This is a genomic window from Paenibacillus sp., from assembly GCF_035645195.1.
Lineage (GTDB): Bacteria > Bacillota > Bacilli > Paenibacillales > YIM-B00363 > Paenibacillus_AE.
This window is the reverse complement of the sequence record NZ_DASQNA010000031.1, coordinates 95,307-110,063: the sequence shown is the minus strand read 5'-3', so window position 1 is coordinate 110,063 and position 14,757 is coordinate 95,307. Positions and strand designations below refer to the sequence as shown.

The window sequence follows — 14,757 nt, the reverse complement described above, 5'->3', positions numbered from 1 at the left end:
CTTTGCTTCTCCCCCAGTCAACTTCCGGCTTCTCGCAGCGTTATTCCCGCTTTCCCTTGCCTCAGCCGTTTTCCTGTTTGCGCTCCTCTTATACTAATCGAAACGTTCCTCCCTCTGACCTGCCCTCTAACGATCCCGTTCCATTAGTTGGCCCCCGACCGACGTTTCGATTTTCCACGGCTTATTCCCGCTTTCCCTTGCCTCAGTCGTTTTCTTCTAATGACTTACAGCCAAACCTTTTAAACGCCCAACACTTTGAGACCTCAACTTATTATTGAATTGGGAACATTTGTTCTGGTATACTCATATCATGAGGGGGAGGTTTAAGAAATGGACGACAAATCGGCATATCGCTATTTTTACGATCAGAAATGGCCCGGCGGGTATCGCTGTCCTCGTTGCGGCCATCGCGAATGCACGACGATTTCGACTCGAAGACTTCCGCTATACCAGTGCGGCTTATGCAAACACCAAACGACCCTTACCGCCGGCACTGTCATGGAGCGCAGCCGCACTCCGCTGGGCAAATGGGCTCAGGCCATCGAACTGCTGTCCAGCACCGGGGGAGTCAACGTGGTACAGCTTTCTGCCGCCATCCGAATTTCTTATAAAAGCGCATGGGGCATGCTCCGCAGTTTTCGCCGCGCAATAAGCAATCTGGAGGCTTCACGCCGCCTGGACGGTTATGTTCGAGCCGGATTGGAATTTCTGGGACCTCGCTACTTTCTCCTGTACGTCCATCAACCGCGCCAGCATGCCGTCGTTATCGGTGCATCTGTCGATCATCTGACGGGGGAACCGGTTGAAATCAAACTTCACAGCGTTCCCAGAGGTCATTTGAACGGTATGAAACGGCTTACCCGCGAAGGGAAGGACACCTTCTTCGAACGACACGTCGACCCTTGCTCAATATCGGAATTCGTTCCGTACGCGAAAATGAATATCAATGAACCTCTGTACCAATGTTTCCAAGAGGCCCGTAGATGGTTGAGCCGTCTCTTCCATGGCTTAGGCGCCGCTTCTTTGCAGTCCTATTTAGATGAATATTGCTTTCGCTGGAACGGGGCAAAGCTTCGCATGAATCAGCGGCAGCAATGGTTAGACGTTTGTTTTCTTCGCGCCGAGCGCAAGACTCCCCCTCTGCGCGCCGCCAACATCTGCCCGGACGAATGTGCGGCATGTTCCCTTTTCGGCATCGGCGTACAGGCGGTGTAACGATCTATGCAAAAATTAGCGCGAATCACGGTTGCAACCTGCTTACGAAAATTTACATTCCTCCTTTGCTAAGGCAAGGGAATGTGGGAATAGGAAAGGGAAGGAAAAACAGGACCATCGAGCGCGCCTACAGTGTTTGAGCGTTCGAGCCTCCTATTACCGAGCTAAGGGAAAGTGGGGATAAGCACGGGAAAAGGAAACACACGATTGCCGAGCAGCGTCCCTTTGTGCCTGGGCGTTCGGGCCTTCTATTGCTGAGCCAAGGGAATGCGGGGATAAGCACGGGAGAAGGAAACACACGATCGCCAAGCTGCTGCGCCCCAGAGTGCCTGAGCGTTCGGGCCTCCTATTGCTGAGCTAAGGGAAAGCGGGGATAAGCGCGGGAGAAGGAAATACATGACCGCCGAGCAGCGCCCCAGAGGTGCCTGAGCGTTCGGGCCACCTATTACTGAACTAAGGGAAAGCGGGGTTAGGCACGGGAAAAGGAAACACATGACCGCCGAGCAGCGCCCCAGAGTGCCTGAGCGTTCGGGCTTCCAATCGCCGGTCAAGGGAAAGCGGAGAAAAAAGGGCGAAAGCATCGGCGTGCCCTCACCCCATACATATAGGAAGACTTCTAAGGCAGCATGAACATAATCGAGGCGAAATGCGCGGCGGAGCCGGCGAGGACGAATATATGCCAAACCGCGTGGTGATGCGGAAACCCACGCCAGACGTAAAAAACGGATCCCAGCGTGTAGCAAATGCCGCCGACGACCAGCCAAAACAAGGTTTCGGGGCTGGCTGCGCGGACTAAAGGCTTCCACATGAAGATGATCATCCACCCCATTGCGATGTAGCCGAAGGTCGACCAGTACAAGAACCTTTTGGTGAAGAACGCTTTGAACACGACCCCGCCAATGGCCATGCCCCAAACGACGCCGAACAATGACCAACCGAGCGGACTGCGGAGCAGCGTAAGCAGAATCGGCGTGTACGTGCCGGCGATAAACAAGTAGATCGAGGAATGGTCGAACGTTTCGAATAAGTCTTTCAACTTGCCTTCCGGGAAAGCGTGCACCAGCGTCGAAGAGGTGTACAATAGCAGCATCGTTACCCCGTACACAGAGTAACTGACGATATGCCAAGCCGTCCCCTTCAAGCTTGCGAACACGACGAGCAAGATGAGCGCGACGAGGCTGAACACCGCCCCGAGCCCATGCGTGAGCGCATTGACGAATTCTTCCCGCCTCGAGTACACATACGTATTTACCATACGCTCCACCTCCGTTCGATTGTATCCATTATAGCAACATACGTCTGCGTACCGGAAATGCCAACCTTCATTGTTCCCGATCGCAAGGAAATGATTCCCGAAAAAAGATTGAAAGTCTTTTCAAATCGGCGTATATTCTTACGTATCGAAAGGATTTTATTTTTATTAATTACGTTTTGCACACAATATTGGAAAAAGGTGATACGAAACGTATGATGCCGACTATCGATGACATCGACCGGAAGCTGATTTCAATTTTGTCCCAGGATGGGAGAGCGTCCTATACGGACTTGGCAAAGAGCGTCGGATTGTCCCGCGTTGCCGTGCAAACTCGGTTGAACGCGCTGGTCGAGAACGGTACGATCGAGCGGTTCGCTTGCATTTTGAATCCGGAGCGGCTCGGGCTGACGGTGTCCGCCTTTTTTAATGTGGACGTGGAACCGCGCCATTTGATGAGCGTGGCGGACCGCCTTGCCTCCGAACCCGAGGTAACGAGTTTGTACCATATGTCGGGGCCGAGCAAGCTGCATATGCACGGGTTGTTCGCGTCGCATGAAGAAATGGAAGGTTTTCTTCAGCATAAGCTGTACCCGCTCGAAGGCGTCGTCAGCGTGGATTGCCAAGTGCTGATCAAACGCTACAAAAGCCGTATGGGCATCCGGTTATAACGGATTGGCGAATCGATTCACGGAAAGGAGCAGTACTGCCCTAATGATGAATAATCCATACTTGCAAATCGGCGTCGCCATGTGCCGCACGGGCATTCTTGGGTACGGCGGCGGTCCTTCCATCGTGCCTTTGATCCGGTACGAGGCGGTGACGCGTTATCGCTGGATGTCGGATGAAGAATTCGGCGAAGTGCTGGCGATCGCGAACGCCCTGCCCGGCCCGATCGCCACGAAGCTATCCGCCTATTTGGGATACCGGCAGAAAGGCGTAATCGGGGCATTGATCGGACTGCTCAGCCACATCGTGCCGACAAGCGCCGCCATGGTCGGACTGTACGCGTTTATTACGTTCTTCAGCACGTCTCCGGTCGTGAAAGGCATGATTTCGGCCGTCGTCCCCGTCATCGCGGTCATGCTCGGCGTGATGTCGTACGAATTTGGGGAAAAAGCGGTGAAAGGGCTAGGCGTCGCGTTAGGCATCGCGTTATTCGCGGTTTCGATCGCGCTGCTGCAGTTCGCCGCGCTCCATCCAGCGATCGTGATCGCCGCGTTCCTGACGTACGGCTCCATCCATCATAGGGTGAAAGCGCGATGGAACGACCGGCGGACGCAGAAAGGAGAAGGCTGATATGTCGGAATGGTGGGAATTGTTTCTCGGCTTTTTCCTGGCGAACGTGTTCGGATACGGCGGCGGTCCCGCCTCGATCCCGTTGATGTACCAAGAAGTCGTGCCGAACAACGGCTGGCTGACGAGCGCGGAGTTTACGAACGTACTGGCGCTCGGGAACTCGCTGCCGGGCCCGATCGCCACGAAGATCGCTTCTTACGTAGGATATGATGTCGCCGGATGGATCGGGGTTGTGATCGCGATTGTCGCGACGGTCGCTCCTTCCGCGATCGCCCTGATTTTGCTGTTGAATCTATTGCAAAAGTATAAGCAGTCGCCGGCGGTGAAAGGCATGACGCTGCTCGTGCAGCCCGTCATCGCCGTCATGATGCTGCTGGTGACGTGGGAGAGCTCGTGGGAATCGGTTCAGATGATCGGCATATTGCAGTTTTTGGGTATCGCAGCCGTCGCCTTCTATTTCATGCAGGTCCGACGCATTCACCCCGCGTTCGTCATCGTCGGCGCGTTCGTGTACGGCGGCGTGTTTTTATCGTAAATGGAAAACCACTCGGCGGCGCCGAGTGGTTTTTGCGTTGCGTTATAAACGTTATGGTTATAGTTGTCGGGCGAGTTCGGCGAGGACGCTCGCCTGCTCGGGGGCGATCGCCTTGTCGGTCTGCGCCTTCAGCTGGTTCATGTACGCCCCCAGCTGCCCCTCTTTCGCTTGCCCGTTGCCCCGCGCGTCCGCCGCCTGAGCCGCTTGCAGCTTCTCGATCAGCGACGATTCGACGTCTGCGGAAGAGACGAAGCTTCGCGTCAATGCGATGACGCCTTCGAAGTCGACCGCGACATGGATCGTGATCGACGCCTGCGCGGCGTTGCCGGCCGCGTCCGTCGCATGGGCGGTCAGGACGTGCGTGCCCCCGCCCAACTCGTAACCGAATGCGGCGGCGTTCGGATCGCAGTCGGAGGAAACGATGCCGGATTGCGCATCGGTCGTTTCGCACCCGAGCGGGACGAGATCGGCGACGCCGTACGTCGCTCCGTCGGCCGACTGGAAAACAATCGTCGGCGGTTCGATGTCCGGCAAGTTCGCTGCGGTCAGGTAGATGCTCGGGGCAGCCGGCTCGGTCATGCCGACGCCAAGGTAGTAGCCGGTGTGCGGCGGTTGGTTGTAGCCGACGTTCTGCCACGCGACGCCGAGTCGGTAGATCGGGTCGTGCATCAGCGTTCGGAGACCGTGCTCCGTTACGTCCGTGGTCGAGTAAATGCGCAGTTCGCTGCTATCCGCCGCCCGCCAGACGACCTCTTCCCGCCAATCGCCGAACAAATCGGCTTGGAGGCTCGGATTCGCCTTCGTACTGTTGTTCGACGCGCTGCCGGTTGCCGTTAGAACGTTTTGCGTCGTTTCAGACTCGTAATCCCACTTGTCGATTCGGATGCCGTCAAGCAGTTCGCGGAGCAGATCGCCGTCCCACCAAATGCCGAAGTTCGTCGACGTCGGAATGTTCAAGCTGATCCGCTCACCTTTTACGTTATACAAACCGGTAATCTGCACCTGCTGTTCGTTCGTGATCGTCGCGCTCCACGCCTCTTCGCCCAAATGGCGGGGATCGATATCCGCCGTCATGCCGCGGCCGGTGTCGACGCCGGTGCGAACGCCCCACAATACCTCGCCCGTGGCGGGATCGCGCATTTCCATGCCGTACGGCGAGTCGGCGTGCTCGTGCACGTCGAACAGTTCGAGTCCCGGGCGGTCCGGATCGAGATCGCCGAGGTGCATCGCGTCGCCGTGGCCGAGGCCGGTCGTGTACAGACCGGTGCCGTCGTCGTCGATCGCCATCGCGCCGAAGCTGATTTCGTCTTTGCCGTCCCCGTCGACGTCGCCTATGGACAAGTTATGGTTGCCTTGGCCGGCGTAGCCGCCGTTGCCCTCGTCGTTCGTGTCGAAGCGCCACAGCTTCGTCAGCTGGCCATCCCGGTAGTTGTAGGCGGCAAGCACCGTGCGGGTATAATAGCCGCGGCTCATCACGAGGCTCGGGCGTTCCCCGTCGAGGTACGCGACGGCCGCGAGGAAGCGGTCCACCCGGTTGCCGTACGAGTCGCCCCAAGACGATACGTCGCCGCGCGGCGGATCGTATTCGGCCGTGGCGAGCGCCTTGCCGGTCGCGCCTTCGAAGACCGTTATATACTCGGCGCCCTGAAGGACGTATCCGCTGCTGTTCCGGTGATCGACGCCGGCTCGGCCGATGACGTTGCCGACGCCGTCGACGGTGCCGTCGGCTGTTTTGAACGCGACTTCCGATTTCCCGTCGCCGTCGAGATCGTACACCATGAATTGGGTGTAGTGCGCGCCGGCGCGAATGTTCGGTCCGAGATTGATTCGCCACAGTCTCGTTCCGTCCAGCTTATACGCGTCCATATAGACGATGCCTGTGTATCCCGCTTGCGAGTTGTCCTTCGCGTTGCTCGGGTTCCACAGCAGCACGATTTCGTAGGTTCCGTCTCCGTCCAGGTCGCCGACGCTGGCATCGCCCGCGTGGTACGTATACGGCTGATTGTCTTTCGTGACGCCGTCCGCCGGTTTGTCGAGCGGGACGGACAAGTACTGCTTTTGCCAAACGCCGAATCGTTGCGTCGCCGGTGTTTCGACGCCGTCGACGACGGTGTACAGCTGGTACACGGATGCCGCGGTCCCCTCCCGGTCAAGCCAATTCGTCGCGCCTTCGATCGGCTCGCCGGTAATTTTCTTGCCGTCGCGGTACAACGCGAAGGCGATGTTCGCCGGGTCGAGGCCGAGCTTGCGCCATCCGATATAGACGCCCTGCTCGGTCGCGATCGCGACAGGGGCGCGGTCGAGCGTCTCCATCTGGCGCTTGAGCACGGTGACGGCCGGCGTTTCGATCGGCTCCGAGAAGCCGGATTTCCCGCCCAATCCGGCGGAAGCGACTTTGTAGTAGTAGCGGATCGTCGTGAGCACGGTTGTGTCCGTAAAACGCGGCTCCTTCGTCCGGCCGACGAGCGCGTACGGGCCGTCCGCCTTCTTAGCGCGGTACACGACGTAGGAATATGCTCCATCCGCGGAATCCCATTCGATTGTCAGGTCGTTTTTGTTCACCGCGCCAAGACGCAGGTTGCTCGGAACGGCCGGAACCGGTTGGCTCGGGTCGAACATCGGCACGAGCAGCGGCGACGACGGCACCGTCTCCGTACCCGCGTGGTCGACGGTCGAAACCGAGTACTCGTACTGCAAGCCGACGTCCATCGCCGTATCCGAGAACGACGTTGCGGACGTTACGCCCGCGAGCTCCGCTTGCTTCGCTCCTTCGATGCGTTTATACACCCGATATTGCGCCGCGTCGTCGACCGGGTCCCAAAGCAGCGTCGCCGACGGCTGTTCCGGGTCGAGGTCGAGCGAATCGATGCGTAGGTTGGCCGGCGCCGCCAAAATCGGCGTAATCTCAAGGCCGTTCACGATGCCTGTCGAGCCGGCGAAGCGGAAGTTCATTCGCCCGTCCTTGACGGAGACGGTCGGGATGATTTTCTCCGCGATATTGTTGCGCGGCGCGGACACTTGCCCGTAGTCTTGGCCTTCGACGGCAACCGTCGTGCGGGCGCTGCCGGAATAATCGCCGACGTACACTTTTACCGAGTACAAGCCGTTCGGCACGTCGACGTCGAATTGCCAACCGACGTTGAAATATCCGAGCCAATCGCGGAGCAGATCGCCGCCCGTGCCGCGGTCGCGCCCGATCATTCCCTGAGGATTGACGATGCCGTAGCCGCGCTCTTGCGAGTAGACGGTTGACAAATTGACGCCCGTATAACCGGCGGCGACCGGAGAGTTCGCGAGGCCGAAATCGAATTTGATCGTCGCCTGTTTCATGCGGACGACGACGGCGTCGGACGGCTCCGATTCCCCTTTGCCGTTCACCGCGCTCACCCGCAGGTGGTACGTCTCGCCCTCCGTCATGCCGATGACGCTGAGCGTCGGGACGGTCGAGGTGCCGATCAATGCGTACGCCTCGTCGGCCGCCCGTTTGCGGTAAATTTTATAGATGTCCGCGCCCTCCACCGCGTTCCATGCGAGCGTCGCGCCCGCGTTGCTCACGTTGCTCGCGACGAGCCCCGTCGGCTTGGCCGGCACTGCGGCAGGCGGTTCGACGTCCGTGACGTAATTCGAGAGCGGAACGCCGGACAGCGCCTTCACGCCGACGGAGACGAGCCGGGCGATCTGGATCGCGCCGTATTCTTGGAAGTGCGTATTGTCCTGCGAGCCGTTCGGAAACGCCGGATACATGCCCGGCTCCGTATAGAGGAACACGGCCATCGTCGCCTCCGGCCCGATCTCGTTGTAATACGCGACGCTGAGCGCGCTCAAATCGACGAGCGGCACGTTCAACTCTTGCGCCACTTCCTTCATGCCTGCGACGTAATCCGGGAAGCTGACGTTGAACTTGCCCGTTTCCGGGTTAAAATCGCGCCGTCCGACCGGCGTCACCAGGATCGGCGTCGCTCCGCGCTGACGCGCGCCGGCGACGTACGTTTTCAGATAGTTCTTGTAATCCGGCACGGAAGCGTACCGCTCCGGAACGCTGACGGTCGCGTCGTTGTGGCCGAACTGGACCATCAAGTAATCGCCGGGCCTCGCGTCGAGCAAAATGGCGTCGAGACGCCCTTCGAACTGGAACGATTTGGAGCTGCGTCCGCCGATCGCGCGATTATCGAACGCGACGTCGTTGGTGAAGTAACGCGGAATCATTTGCCCCCAGCCGGCTTCCGGCTTCCAGTACTCGTCATATGTTTGGACGGTCGAGTCGCCCGCGAGGTACACGGTCGGTCTCTCCCCCGGAGAACGCTCCGGCAGCTTCTCGATGACGAGCGCGTTCAGCTTCGGCGATGTGCCGAGCAGCTCCAACGTCAGTTGACCGTCGACGAGCGCAAGGTCGAACGACTGTTCCAAGTATTGGCCGGCCGCGCGGTCGACAACCGGAATTTTCGTGATCGATTCCGCCTTCACGCCGATGTTGGTCGTCGCTTCGGCGTCGCCCGCGACGACGGTGATTTTGTAATCCCCTGCCGGCAAGTCGAGCAGGAACGGCGTGCCCGCCGGCGAGACGAAGTCGGCGCGAAGGGCGTCCGGCGTTGCGCGGTCCGCAGAGCTGACCATCGACGGATTCGCGAACCCGTACTTCAGTTCCGCGTTGTAGGCGGTCTCTCCGCGAACGGCGAAGTAGCCTTCTTCGACGGCGCCCGGACCGAAATCGAAGCGGAGCGGCAGCGCTTCCGGCAGCGGTTCTGCCGGACCGGACGTCTGCGTGAGCGTCGCCGTGACCGGAGCGCTCGGCTCGGACTCGAGTCCTGAAGCGCTTACAGCGCTAACCCGGTATGTATAGGTACCGCCTTCGACGACATCCTGATCCGTGTAGCTCAATTCGCTCGTACGCGCGACTGGAGCCGGAGGAACGGCGTCGGAAGCCGAGCGGTACAGTTGGTAGTACACGGCCTCGGTCACCGTGCTCCACTGCAGCGTCACCGACGGCTCGCCCGCGACGGTCATGCCGGCGACGACGAGCGATGCGGGCGCCGGCGGCGGCGTCGGCACGGCGGTTTTAACGATCAATCCGTTCAAATACCCGCCCACACCCGAGCCGGTGACGCCTACCGTCAGCTGCCCGTCCTGCACGGTCGTACGGAACGTCGCCTGCGTAACCGCCTGACGAGACGAGATCGATCCGGCGGCGGCGCCTTCGAGCGTAATGTTCGTACGCGTCGACGACGTTCCTTCGAGCAAGTCGCCGGAATAGGCGGTTATGTCGTACTCCCCGTTAGGGACATCCGCCATGAACGTGTATTCGACGCCCAGGACGAAATCGTTGGTCCAGTCGTCCCCGCCGGAACGGTTGCGCGACGCGATGATTCGATCGAGCCCGTAGCCGCGATCGGCCGTGTACAACAACGACTCGTGCACCTGCAGCGCGCCGCTTTGGACCGGACTGGTCGCCGTGCCGAAATCGAAACGGAGCTCGATACCGGCTCCGGCTTCCTCCGCCTTGGCGGGAGGCGCCGTGCCGACGATCGTCGTGCAAACCAACGCGAAAGCGATGATGCTGGCGAACCACCTGCGATACTTGCCGATCAGACCTTTGCTCCTCATTCCATTCCCTCTTTCCATCATGATAGATTTTCGACCTCATCATAGCGCGGACGCTTCCATTTTCAGAGGTAAAAAACCGAGCAGATCGGCAACAAAACCGGTGTTTTGAATGCGCTTGCATTTTGACCCTCGTTCGATTCGGCAAAATTGCTCGAACGCCCCCGCAATGCGTCGAACGCCGCGATTTCCAAGGAAATCTCGTATTTCCGAGGCGGTGAAGGGACCGCGAAAGAGGATCCATAGTCGACGGTTATAAGGGCTGCACGCGGCCGCTTCCAGCGCGTAAACGGGCGCCGAACGGGTTAAGCTAGGAAACAGCGCTTTTGCGCTTTTTTGCGTGTGCGAAAAGGAGATGCGGAATGGGAACGGAAGCGATGTTGTTCGACGGTTTGGAAGAAGCGACGATCGACGATTTGCAGCGGGGAATGGACGCGGGCGTTGTCTCTTCGAAAGAATTGGTGCTGCAGTATATTCAGAGAATCGCCGCGCTCGATAAAAACGGACCGCGGCTGAACGCCGTGCTCGAAATCAATCCGGACGCGCTCGTCATCGCCGAGGCGATGGATCGCGAGCGAGCGGTTCGCGGTCCGCGCGGTCCGCTGCACGGCATCCCCGTGCTGCTCAAGGACAACATCGAGACCGGGGATCGGATGCATACGAGCGCGGGGGCGCTGGCGTTGGCCGATTCGTATGCGCCCCGCGACGCTTTCGTCGCCGGGAAGCTCCGCCAGGCGGGCGCCGTCCTGCTGGGCAAAGCGAACATGAGCGAGCTGGCGAAATTCGTGTCGCTGCGCATGCCGAACGGGTACAGCTCGCGCGGCGGCGTCGTCCGCAATCCATACGGGCCGGGCCTCTTCGACGTCGGCGGCTCGAGCAGCGGTTCGGCGGCGGCCGTGTCGGCGAATTTGACCGCGGTCGCCCTCGGGACGGAAACGCTCGGTTCCATCATCAACCCGTCGGTCGAAAATTCGATCGTCGGACTCAACCCGACGATCGGGCTCGTCAGTCGAGACGGCCTCGTCCCGCTCGCCCCGACCCACGACACGGTCGGCCCGATGACGCGTACCGTCGCGGACGCGGCGGCGCTGCTCGGCGCGATTGCGGGGTTCGACGAGCGGGATGACGCGACCCGGATCGGCCTCGGCCGCGCCGTCGCAGACTTCAGGCCGTATCTGCGCGAAGACGGTCTGCGGGGCGCCCGCATCGGCATCCCGAAGAACGCGCATTATCCCGACCTGCGCGGCGAGGAGAAGCGGCTGTTGGAACGAGAGCTCGGAGTGATCGAGAAGCTGGGCGCCGTCTTGGTCGAAATCGAAGACCTGAGCCGACTGGAGCGGCAGGAGTGGGATTTGACCGTGCTGATCTACGAATTCAAACCGGCTTTCAACCATTACTTGAGCCGGCTCGGTCCGCACGTGCCCGTCCATTCGTTGAAAGATTTGATCGCCTTCAACCGGATGCACAACCCGGGCGTGGCGCTCTACGGGCAGCACCTGCTCATCGAAGCCGAGCGTACGAGCGGAACGCTGACCGAGCCGGAATACATCCTGACGAAAATGCGCGATCTCGAAAACTCCAGGAGAAGCGGCATCGATGCGTTCGTGGAGAAGTATCGGTTGGACGCGATTCTTTCCCCCGGCCATACCGGAGTCGCGGCTCCGGCGAAAGCCGGCTATCCTTCGATTACGGTTCCTGCCGGATATCGGGCGGACGGCAAGCCGTTCGGTCTGACGTTTACGAGTCGAGCGTTCTCGGAGCCGACGCTGTTCCGGATCGCCTATGCGTACGAGCAAGCTACAATGCACCGAAAGTCGCCAGTGTTCGATGACAAACAACAATAAATGATTGTTAACGAAAGGATTTTGTACTAGAATGGAGGTGAAACATCCGAAAATTTATGACGATGGGGGACTCATTCGATGGCGGTATTATCTGGAAGCGCTTCGATTTGCCAGCTTGGCTTCATCGCGAAGGACGCCGAAGCGACCGCGAACGCGTACGCCGAATTTTTCCGGCTCGCGCCTCCGTTCTGCATCTGGACCGACCCGGTCGAGGCGACGCAAATGACGTACCTTGGGCGCCTTGCCGACGGGCGGGCGAAGCTCGCGTTCTTGCAGACGGCATCGCTGCAGCTCGAGTTTATGCAGCCCGACGAAGGGGAAAGCGGTTGGAAAGACTTTCTGGAGCAGTCCGGCGAAGGGTTCCATCATTTCGCCGTGAAGGTGACGGGGATGCGCGAGAAGCTGGCGCAGCTCGAGGCGCTCGGCATCGACGTGCTGCAGAAGGGCGAGTTCGCCGGCGGACGGTACGCTTGCTTGGATACGGCAGCGCGCCTCGGCGCCATCGTGGAGCTGCTGGAGGAAGACGCCCCCGCGCCCGCTGGGAACGTCGGCAATTGGGACAGCGCCGCGACGGACCCGACGGAAGATAACGCGCTGGGCACGAAGCGGATCGTGCACCTCGGCTTCCTCGTCGAGGATGCCGCCCGCACGGCGGCCGCGTACGCGGAGCTGTTCGGAGCGCCGACCAAGTCGTTCCGCACCGCGCCGTACGAAGAGTCGCGCACGACGTACCTCGGGAAGCCGGCCGACGGACAGGCGCTTATCTACCTTGTCGACATGGGCTCGATCCAAATCGAGCTTATTCAACCGGACGGCGGAACGAGCGTATGGCGGAACGATCTGGAAGCGAACGGCGAAGGCTTCCACCATCTGGCGTTCGATCACGTGAAGCAGGTGCCGGAGCGGCTCCCCGCGTTGGAAGCGCGCGGCATCGCGGTGACGCAGCGCGGCGAGTTCGCGGGCGGCGCGTATACGTACCTCGACGCGAAGGCGTCGCTGAAGACGAACTTGGAGCTCCTCGAACGATGGTAACGCGCGCCCGCATCGTCGTCCCCCGCTCCCGGTACGCCGCGTTCGAAACGTACGAATCGAACGACGAGCCGCTCGGCGAGCACGACATCGCCGGGCCGACCGTCGTCAGCCTGCTCAGCGCCGGCACGGAAATCGCCCTGTACCGCAAGGAGCGCGCCGAGCCGTTCTATCCGGGCTACTGCTGCGTCTTCCGGGTCGAGCGGGTCGGCTCCGCCGTTACCGACGTCGCGCCGGGCGATTACGTATACGCGATGGCCCCGCACCAATCGTACCAGCGGCTGCCGCGCAAGGAGGCGCTGAAGGTGCCTGCGGGGCTCGCGCCGGACATCGCCGTGTTCGCGCGCATGGCGAACATGGCGATGACCGCGATCGCGACGACCGCCGCCCGGCCGCCGCAGCTCGCCTTCGTCAACGGCCTCGGCCTCATCGGCCAGATGACCGCGCAGGTGTGCCGCTTGACGGGCTACGAGGTCGCGGCCGCCGATGCGTCAGAAGAACGCCGCGCGATTGCGCGGTCGTTCGGCGCAGGCGCCGTGTACGACCGGATTCCGGTCGACGACCCCGCCGTCGCGGGCCGCGTATCGCTGTTCCTTGACTGCAGCGGTAAAGAGCAGGACGTCATCGACGGCTGCCGCACGGTTCACCCGAACGGCGAGGTCGTCTTGATCGGCGTGCCGTGGACGCAGCGGAGCGAGCATACGGCGCATGAACTCATCAGCCTCGTGTTTCACCGGTACGTCCGCCTTCGCAGCGGCTGGGAGTGGGAAATCCCGCTGCATGCCGAGCGAGAAGGGCAGCCGAGCGTCATGGGCAGCAAAGCGGCGGCGCTGCGCTGGCTTGCCGATGGGCGGCTGCGCGTCGACGATTTGTACGAAACCGTCGACCCCCGCGACGCCGAAGACGTGTACCGCCGCATCGACCGGCGCGAACGCGAGAAGATCGCCACGGTATTCGATTGGCGAACTTTCGCGGAATAGCAACAAGCCGTCCGGGAAGCCCGGACGGCTTGTTTACGTCGGCATGGCGAACGCGTTCGCCGGATTGACGACCATCATTTGCGCGATATGCGCCTCTTCGACGCCGTACGTACGAAGCAGCGGCAGGAAAACATCGATCATGTGCGTCAGCCCGATCTCTCCCCCGTACGATCGCAAGCGCGCCCGCGTCGTATCGAGACCGAGCAGCAACCGATCGGCGAATTCGCCGGCCAGCATGTCCGCGATCCACCGCGCTTCCGCTTCGTCGCTATGGTACTTGAACCGGCCGATCGTATCGTACTCGAGATACACGCCCCGCGCGGCGAGCCGGCGATGCGACTCGGGGCGCTCCAGCGCGCGGTCGAGGTGGCACACGATGATGCGTTCCGGGGGGACGCCGCGGGAGAGGTAAAACTCTACCAGCCATTCCCCCTGCTCCACGCTCTCCGTGTGGCACATGATCGGCGCGCCGGTCGCGAGCGAGGCGGCGGCCGCCGCCTCGAACCAGCGCTTGTCGGCGTCCGCCATGCGCTCCGCGTCGACGGCCGTCTTGATTTGGCCGGCTTTCGCCGCGACCGTCGCGGACGCGTCCGGCTCGGCGCTATCCGTGCCGACGAACAAGCCGTGCCGCAGCTCGTGCACGAACACGTCCCGCAGCGCATCGGCGGACAGTCTGCGAATCCAATGGTTCTCCTTGTAAAACGCAAGCTTGTGAAACCCGGTCGAGGCAACGACGTGCACGTCCGCTTCCTGCGAGACGCGGACGAGCTCCGCCTCCATCCGGCCGCAGCCGAGCGGCTGCGCGTCGACGATCGCGCGGCCGCCCGCCGCGCGGAACGAGCGCAACTCCTCGAGCGTCAGCTCGTAATCGTCGATGCGCAGCGCCGGGTTCAGCGTCGCGGGATGGCCGTTCGCGAGGAACAAATGCTCGTGGCTGTGGCAAAACCCGAACCGTTCCGGCTCGACCGGACCGCGGACGGTTCGGATTGCGCGCGAGGCCGCCAT

10 protein-coding genes are annotated in these 14,757 nt (G+C 61.1%); 7 read left to right on the top strand and 3 right to left on the bottom strand.

The features are described 5' to 3' along the window. Positions 1-330 precede the first annotated feature (330 nt). Entirely contained in the window at positions 331-1,215 is an 885-nt protein-coding gene (locus VE009_RS17170) for an IS1595 family transposase (RefSeq protein WP_325009744.1), read from the top strand. 616 nt (positions 1,216-1,831) lie between these two features. On the opposite strand, the gene trhA is transcribed toward VE009_RS17170, so the two are convergent. Continuing rightward, positions 1,832-2,470 (bottom strand): PAQR family membrane homeostasis protein TrhA, encoded by a 639-nt coding sequence (gene trhA / locus VE009_RS17165; RefSeq protein WP_325009742.1) that lies wholly within the window; start codon positions 2,468-2,470, stop codon positions 1,832-1,834. Positions 2,471-2,682: 212 nt separating this feature from the next. Between trhA and VE009_RS17160 the strand changes: the two genes are divergently transcribed. From VE009_RS17160 to VE009_RS17150, 3 genes are read left to right on the top strand one after another with little or no spacing between them, the layout of a single operon-like run. Then, positions 2,683-3,138: an Lrp/AsnC family transcriptional regulator gene (locus tag VE009_RS17160; protein WP_325009740.1), complete on the top strand. Its 456-nt coding sequence runs from the start codon at positions 2,683-2,685 to the stop codon at positions 3,136-3,138. Between the two features lie 46 nt (positions 3,139-3,184). After that, positions 3,185-3,766 (top strand): chromate transporter, encoded by a 582-nt coding sequence (locus tag VE009_RS17155; RefSeq protein WP_414694888.1) that lies wholly within the window; start codon positions 3,185-3,187, stop codon positions 3,764-3,766. Between the two features lies 1 nt (position 3,767). After that, positions 3,768-4,301, top strand: a complete 534-nt coding sequence (locus VE009_RS17150) for a chromate transporter (RefSeq protein WP_325009737.1) — start codon at positions 3,768-3,770, stop codon at positions 4,299-4,301. A 57-nt stretch (positions 4,302-4,358) separates the two neighbouring features. Here VE009_RS17150 and VE009_RS17145 read toward each other — a convergent pair whose 3' ends face one another. Beyond that, positions 4,359-9,902 carry a fibronectin type III domain-containing protein gene (locus VE009_RS17145; RefSeq protein ID WP_325009735.1) on the bottom strand — a complete coding sequence of 1,848 codons (5,544 nt, stop codon included), beginning with the start codon at positions 9,900-9,902 and terminating at the stop codon, positions 4,359-4,361. A 359-nt stretch (positions 9,903-10,261) separates the two neighbouring features. Here VE009_RS17145 and VE009_RS17140 point away from each other — a divergent pair, with 359 nt between their 5' ends. From VE009_RS17140 to VE009_RS17130, 3 genes are all read left to right on the top strand, one after another. Continuing rightward, a complete protein-coding gene (locus tag VE009_RS17140) occupies positions 10,262-11,743 on the top strand; it encodes an amidase family protein (protein WP_325009733.1) in 1,482 nt (493 codons plus the stop codon). 78 nt (positions 11,744-11,821) lie between these two features. Further along, entirely contained in the window at positions 11,822-12,775 is a 954-nt protein-coding gene (locus tag VE009_RS17135) for a VOC family protein (RefSeq protein WP_325009732.1), read from the top strand. Then, positions 12,769-13,752: a zinc-binding alcohol dehydrogenase gene (locus VE009_RS17130; RefSeq protein WP_325009730.1), complete on the top strand. Its 984-nt coding sequence runs from the start codon at positions 12,769-12,771 to the stop codon at positions 13,750-13,752. The genes VE009_RS17135 and VE009_RS17130 overlap by 7 nt, the downstream gene beginning before the upstream one ends. Positions 13,753-13,785: 33 nt before the next feature. Here VE009_RS17130 and VE009_RS17125 read toward each other — a convergent pair whose 3' ends face one another. Continuing rightward, positions 13,786-14,757, bottom strand: a complete 972-nt coding sequence (locus tag VE009_RS17125) for a hypothetical protein (RefSeq protein ID WP_325009728.1) — start codon at positions 14,755-14,757, stop codon at positions 13,786-13,788.

Coding starts and splice junctions, on each gene's coding strand:
- VE009_RS17170 (WP_325009744.1), top strand. CDS start 331: ATGGACGACAAATCGGCATATCGCTATTTTTACGATCAGAAATGGCCC.
- trhA (WP_325009742.1), bottom strand. CDS start 2,470: ATGGTAAATACGTATGTGTACTCGAGGCGGGAAGAATTCGTCAATGCG.
- VE009_RS17160 (WP_325009740.1), top strand. CDS start 2,683: ATGATGCCGACTATCGATGACATCGACCGGAAGCTGATTTCAATTTTG.
- VE009_RS17155 (WP_414694888.1), top strand. CDS start 3,185: ATGAATAATCCATACTTGCAAATCGGCGTCGCCATGTGCCGCACGGGC.
- VE009_RS17150 (WP_325009737.1), top strand. CDS start 3,768: ATGTCGGAATGGTGGGAATTGTTTCTCGGCTTTTTCCTGGCGAACGTG.
- VE009_RS17145 (WP_325009735.1), bottom strand. CDS start 9,902: ATGAGGAGCAAAGGTCTGATCGGCAAGTATCGCAGGTGGTTCGCCAGC.
- VE009_RS17140 (WP_325009733.1), top strand. CDS start 10,262: ATGGGAACGGAAGCGATGTTGTTCGACGGTTTGGAAGAAGCGACGATC.
- VE009_RS17135 (WP_325009732.1), top strand. CDS start 11,822: ATGGCGGTATTATCTGGAAGCGCTTCGATTTGCCAGCTTGGCTTCATC.
- VE009_RS17130 (WP_325009730.1), top strand. CDS start 12,769: ATGGTAACGCGCGCCCGCATCGTCGTCCCCCGCTCCCGGTACGCCGCG.
- VE009_RS17125 (WP_325009728.1), bottom strand. CDS start 14,757: ATGGCGGCCTCGCGCGCAATCCGAACCGTCCGCGGTCCGGTCGAGCCG.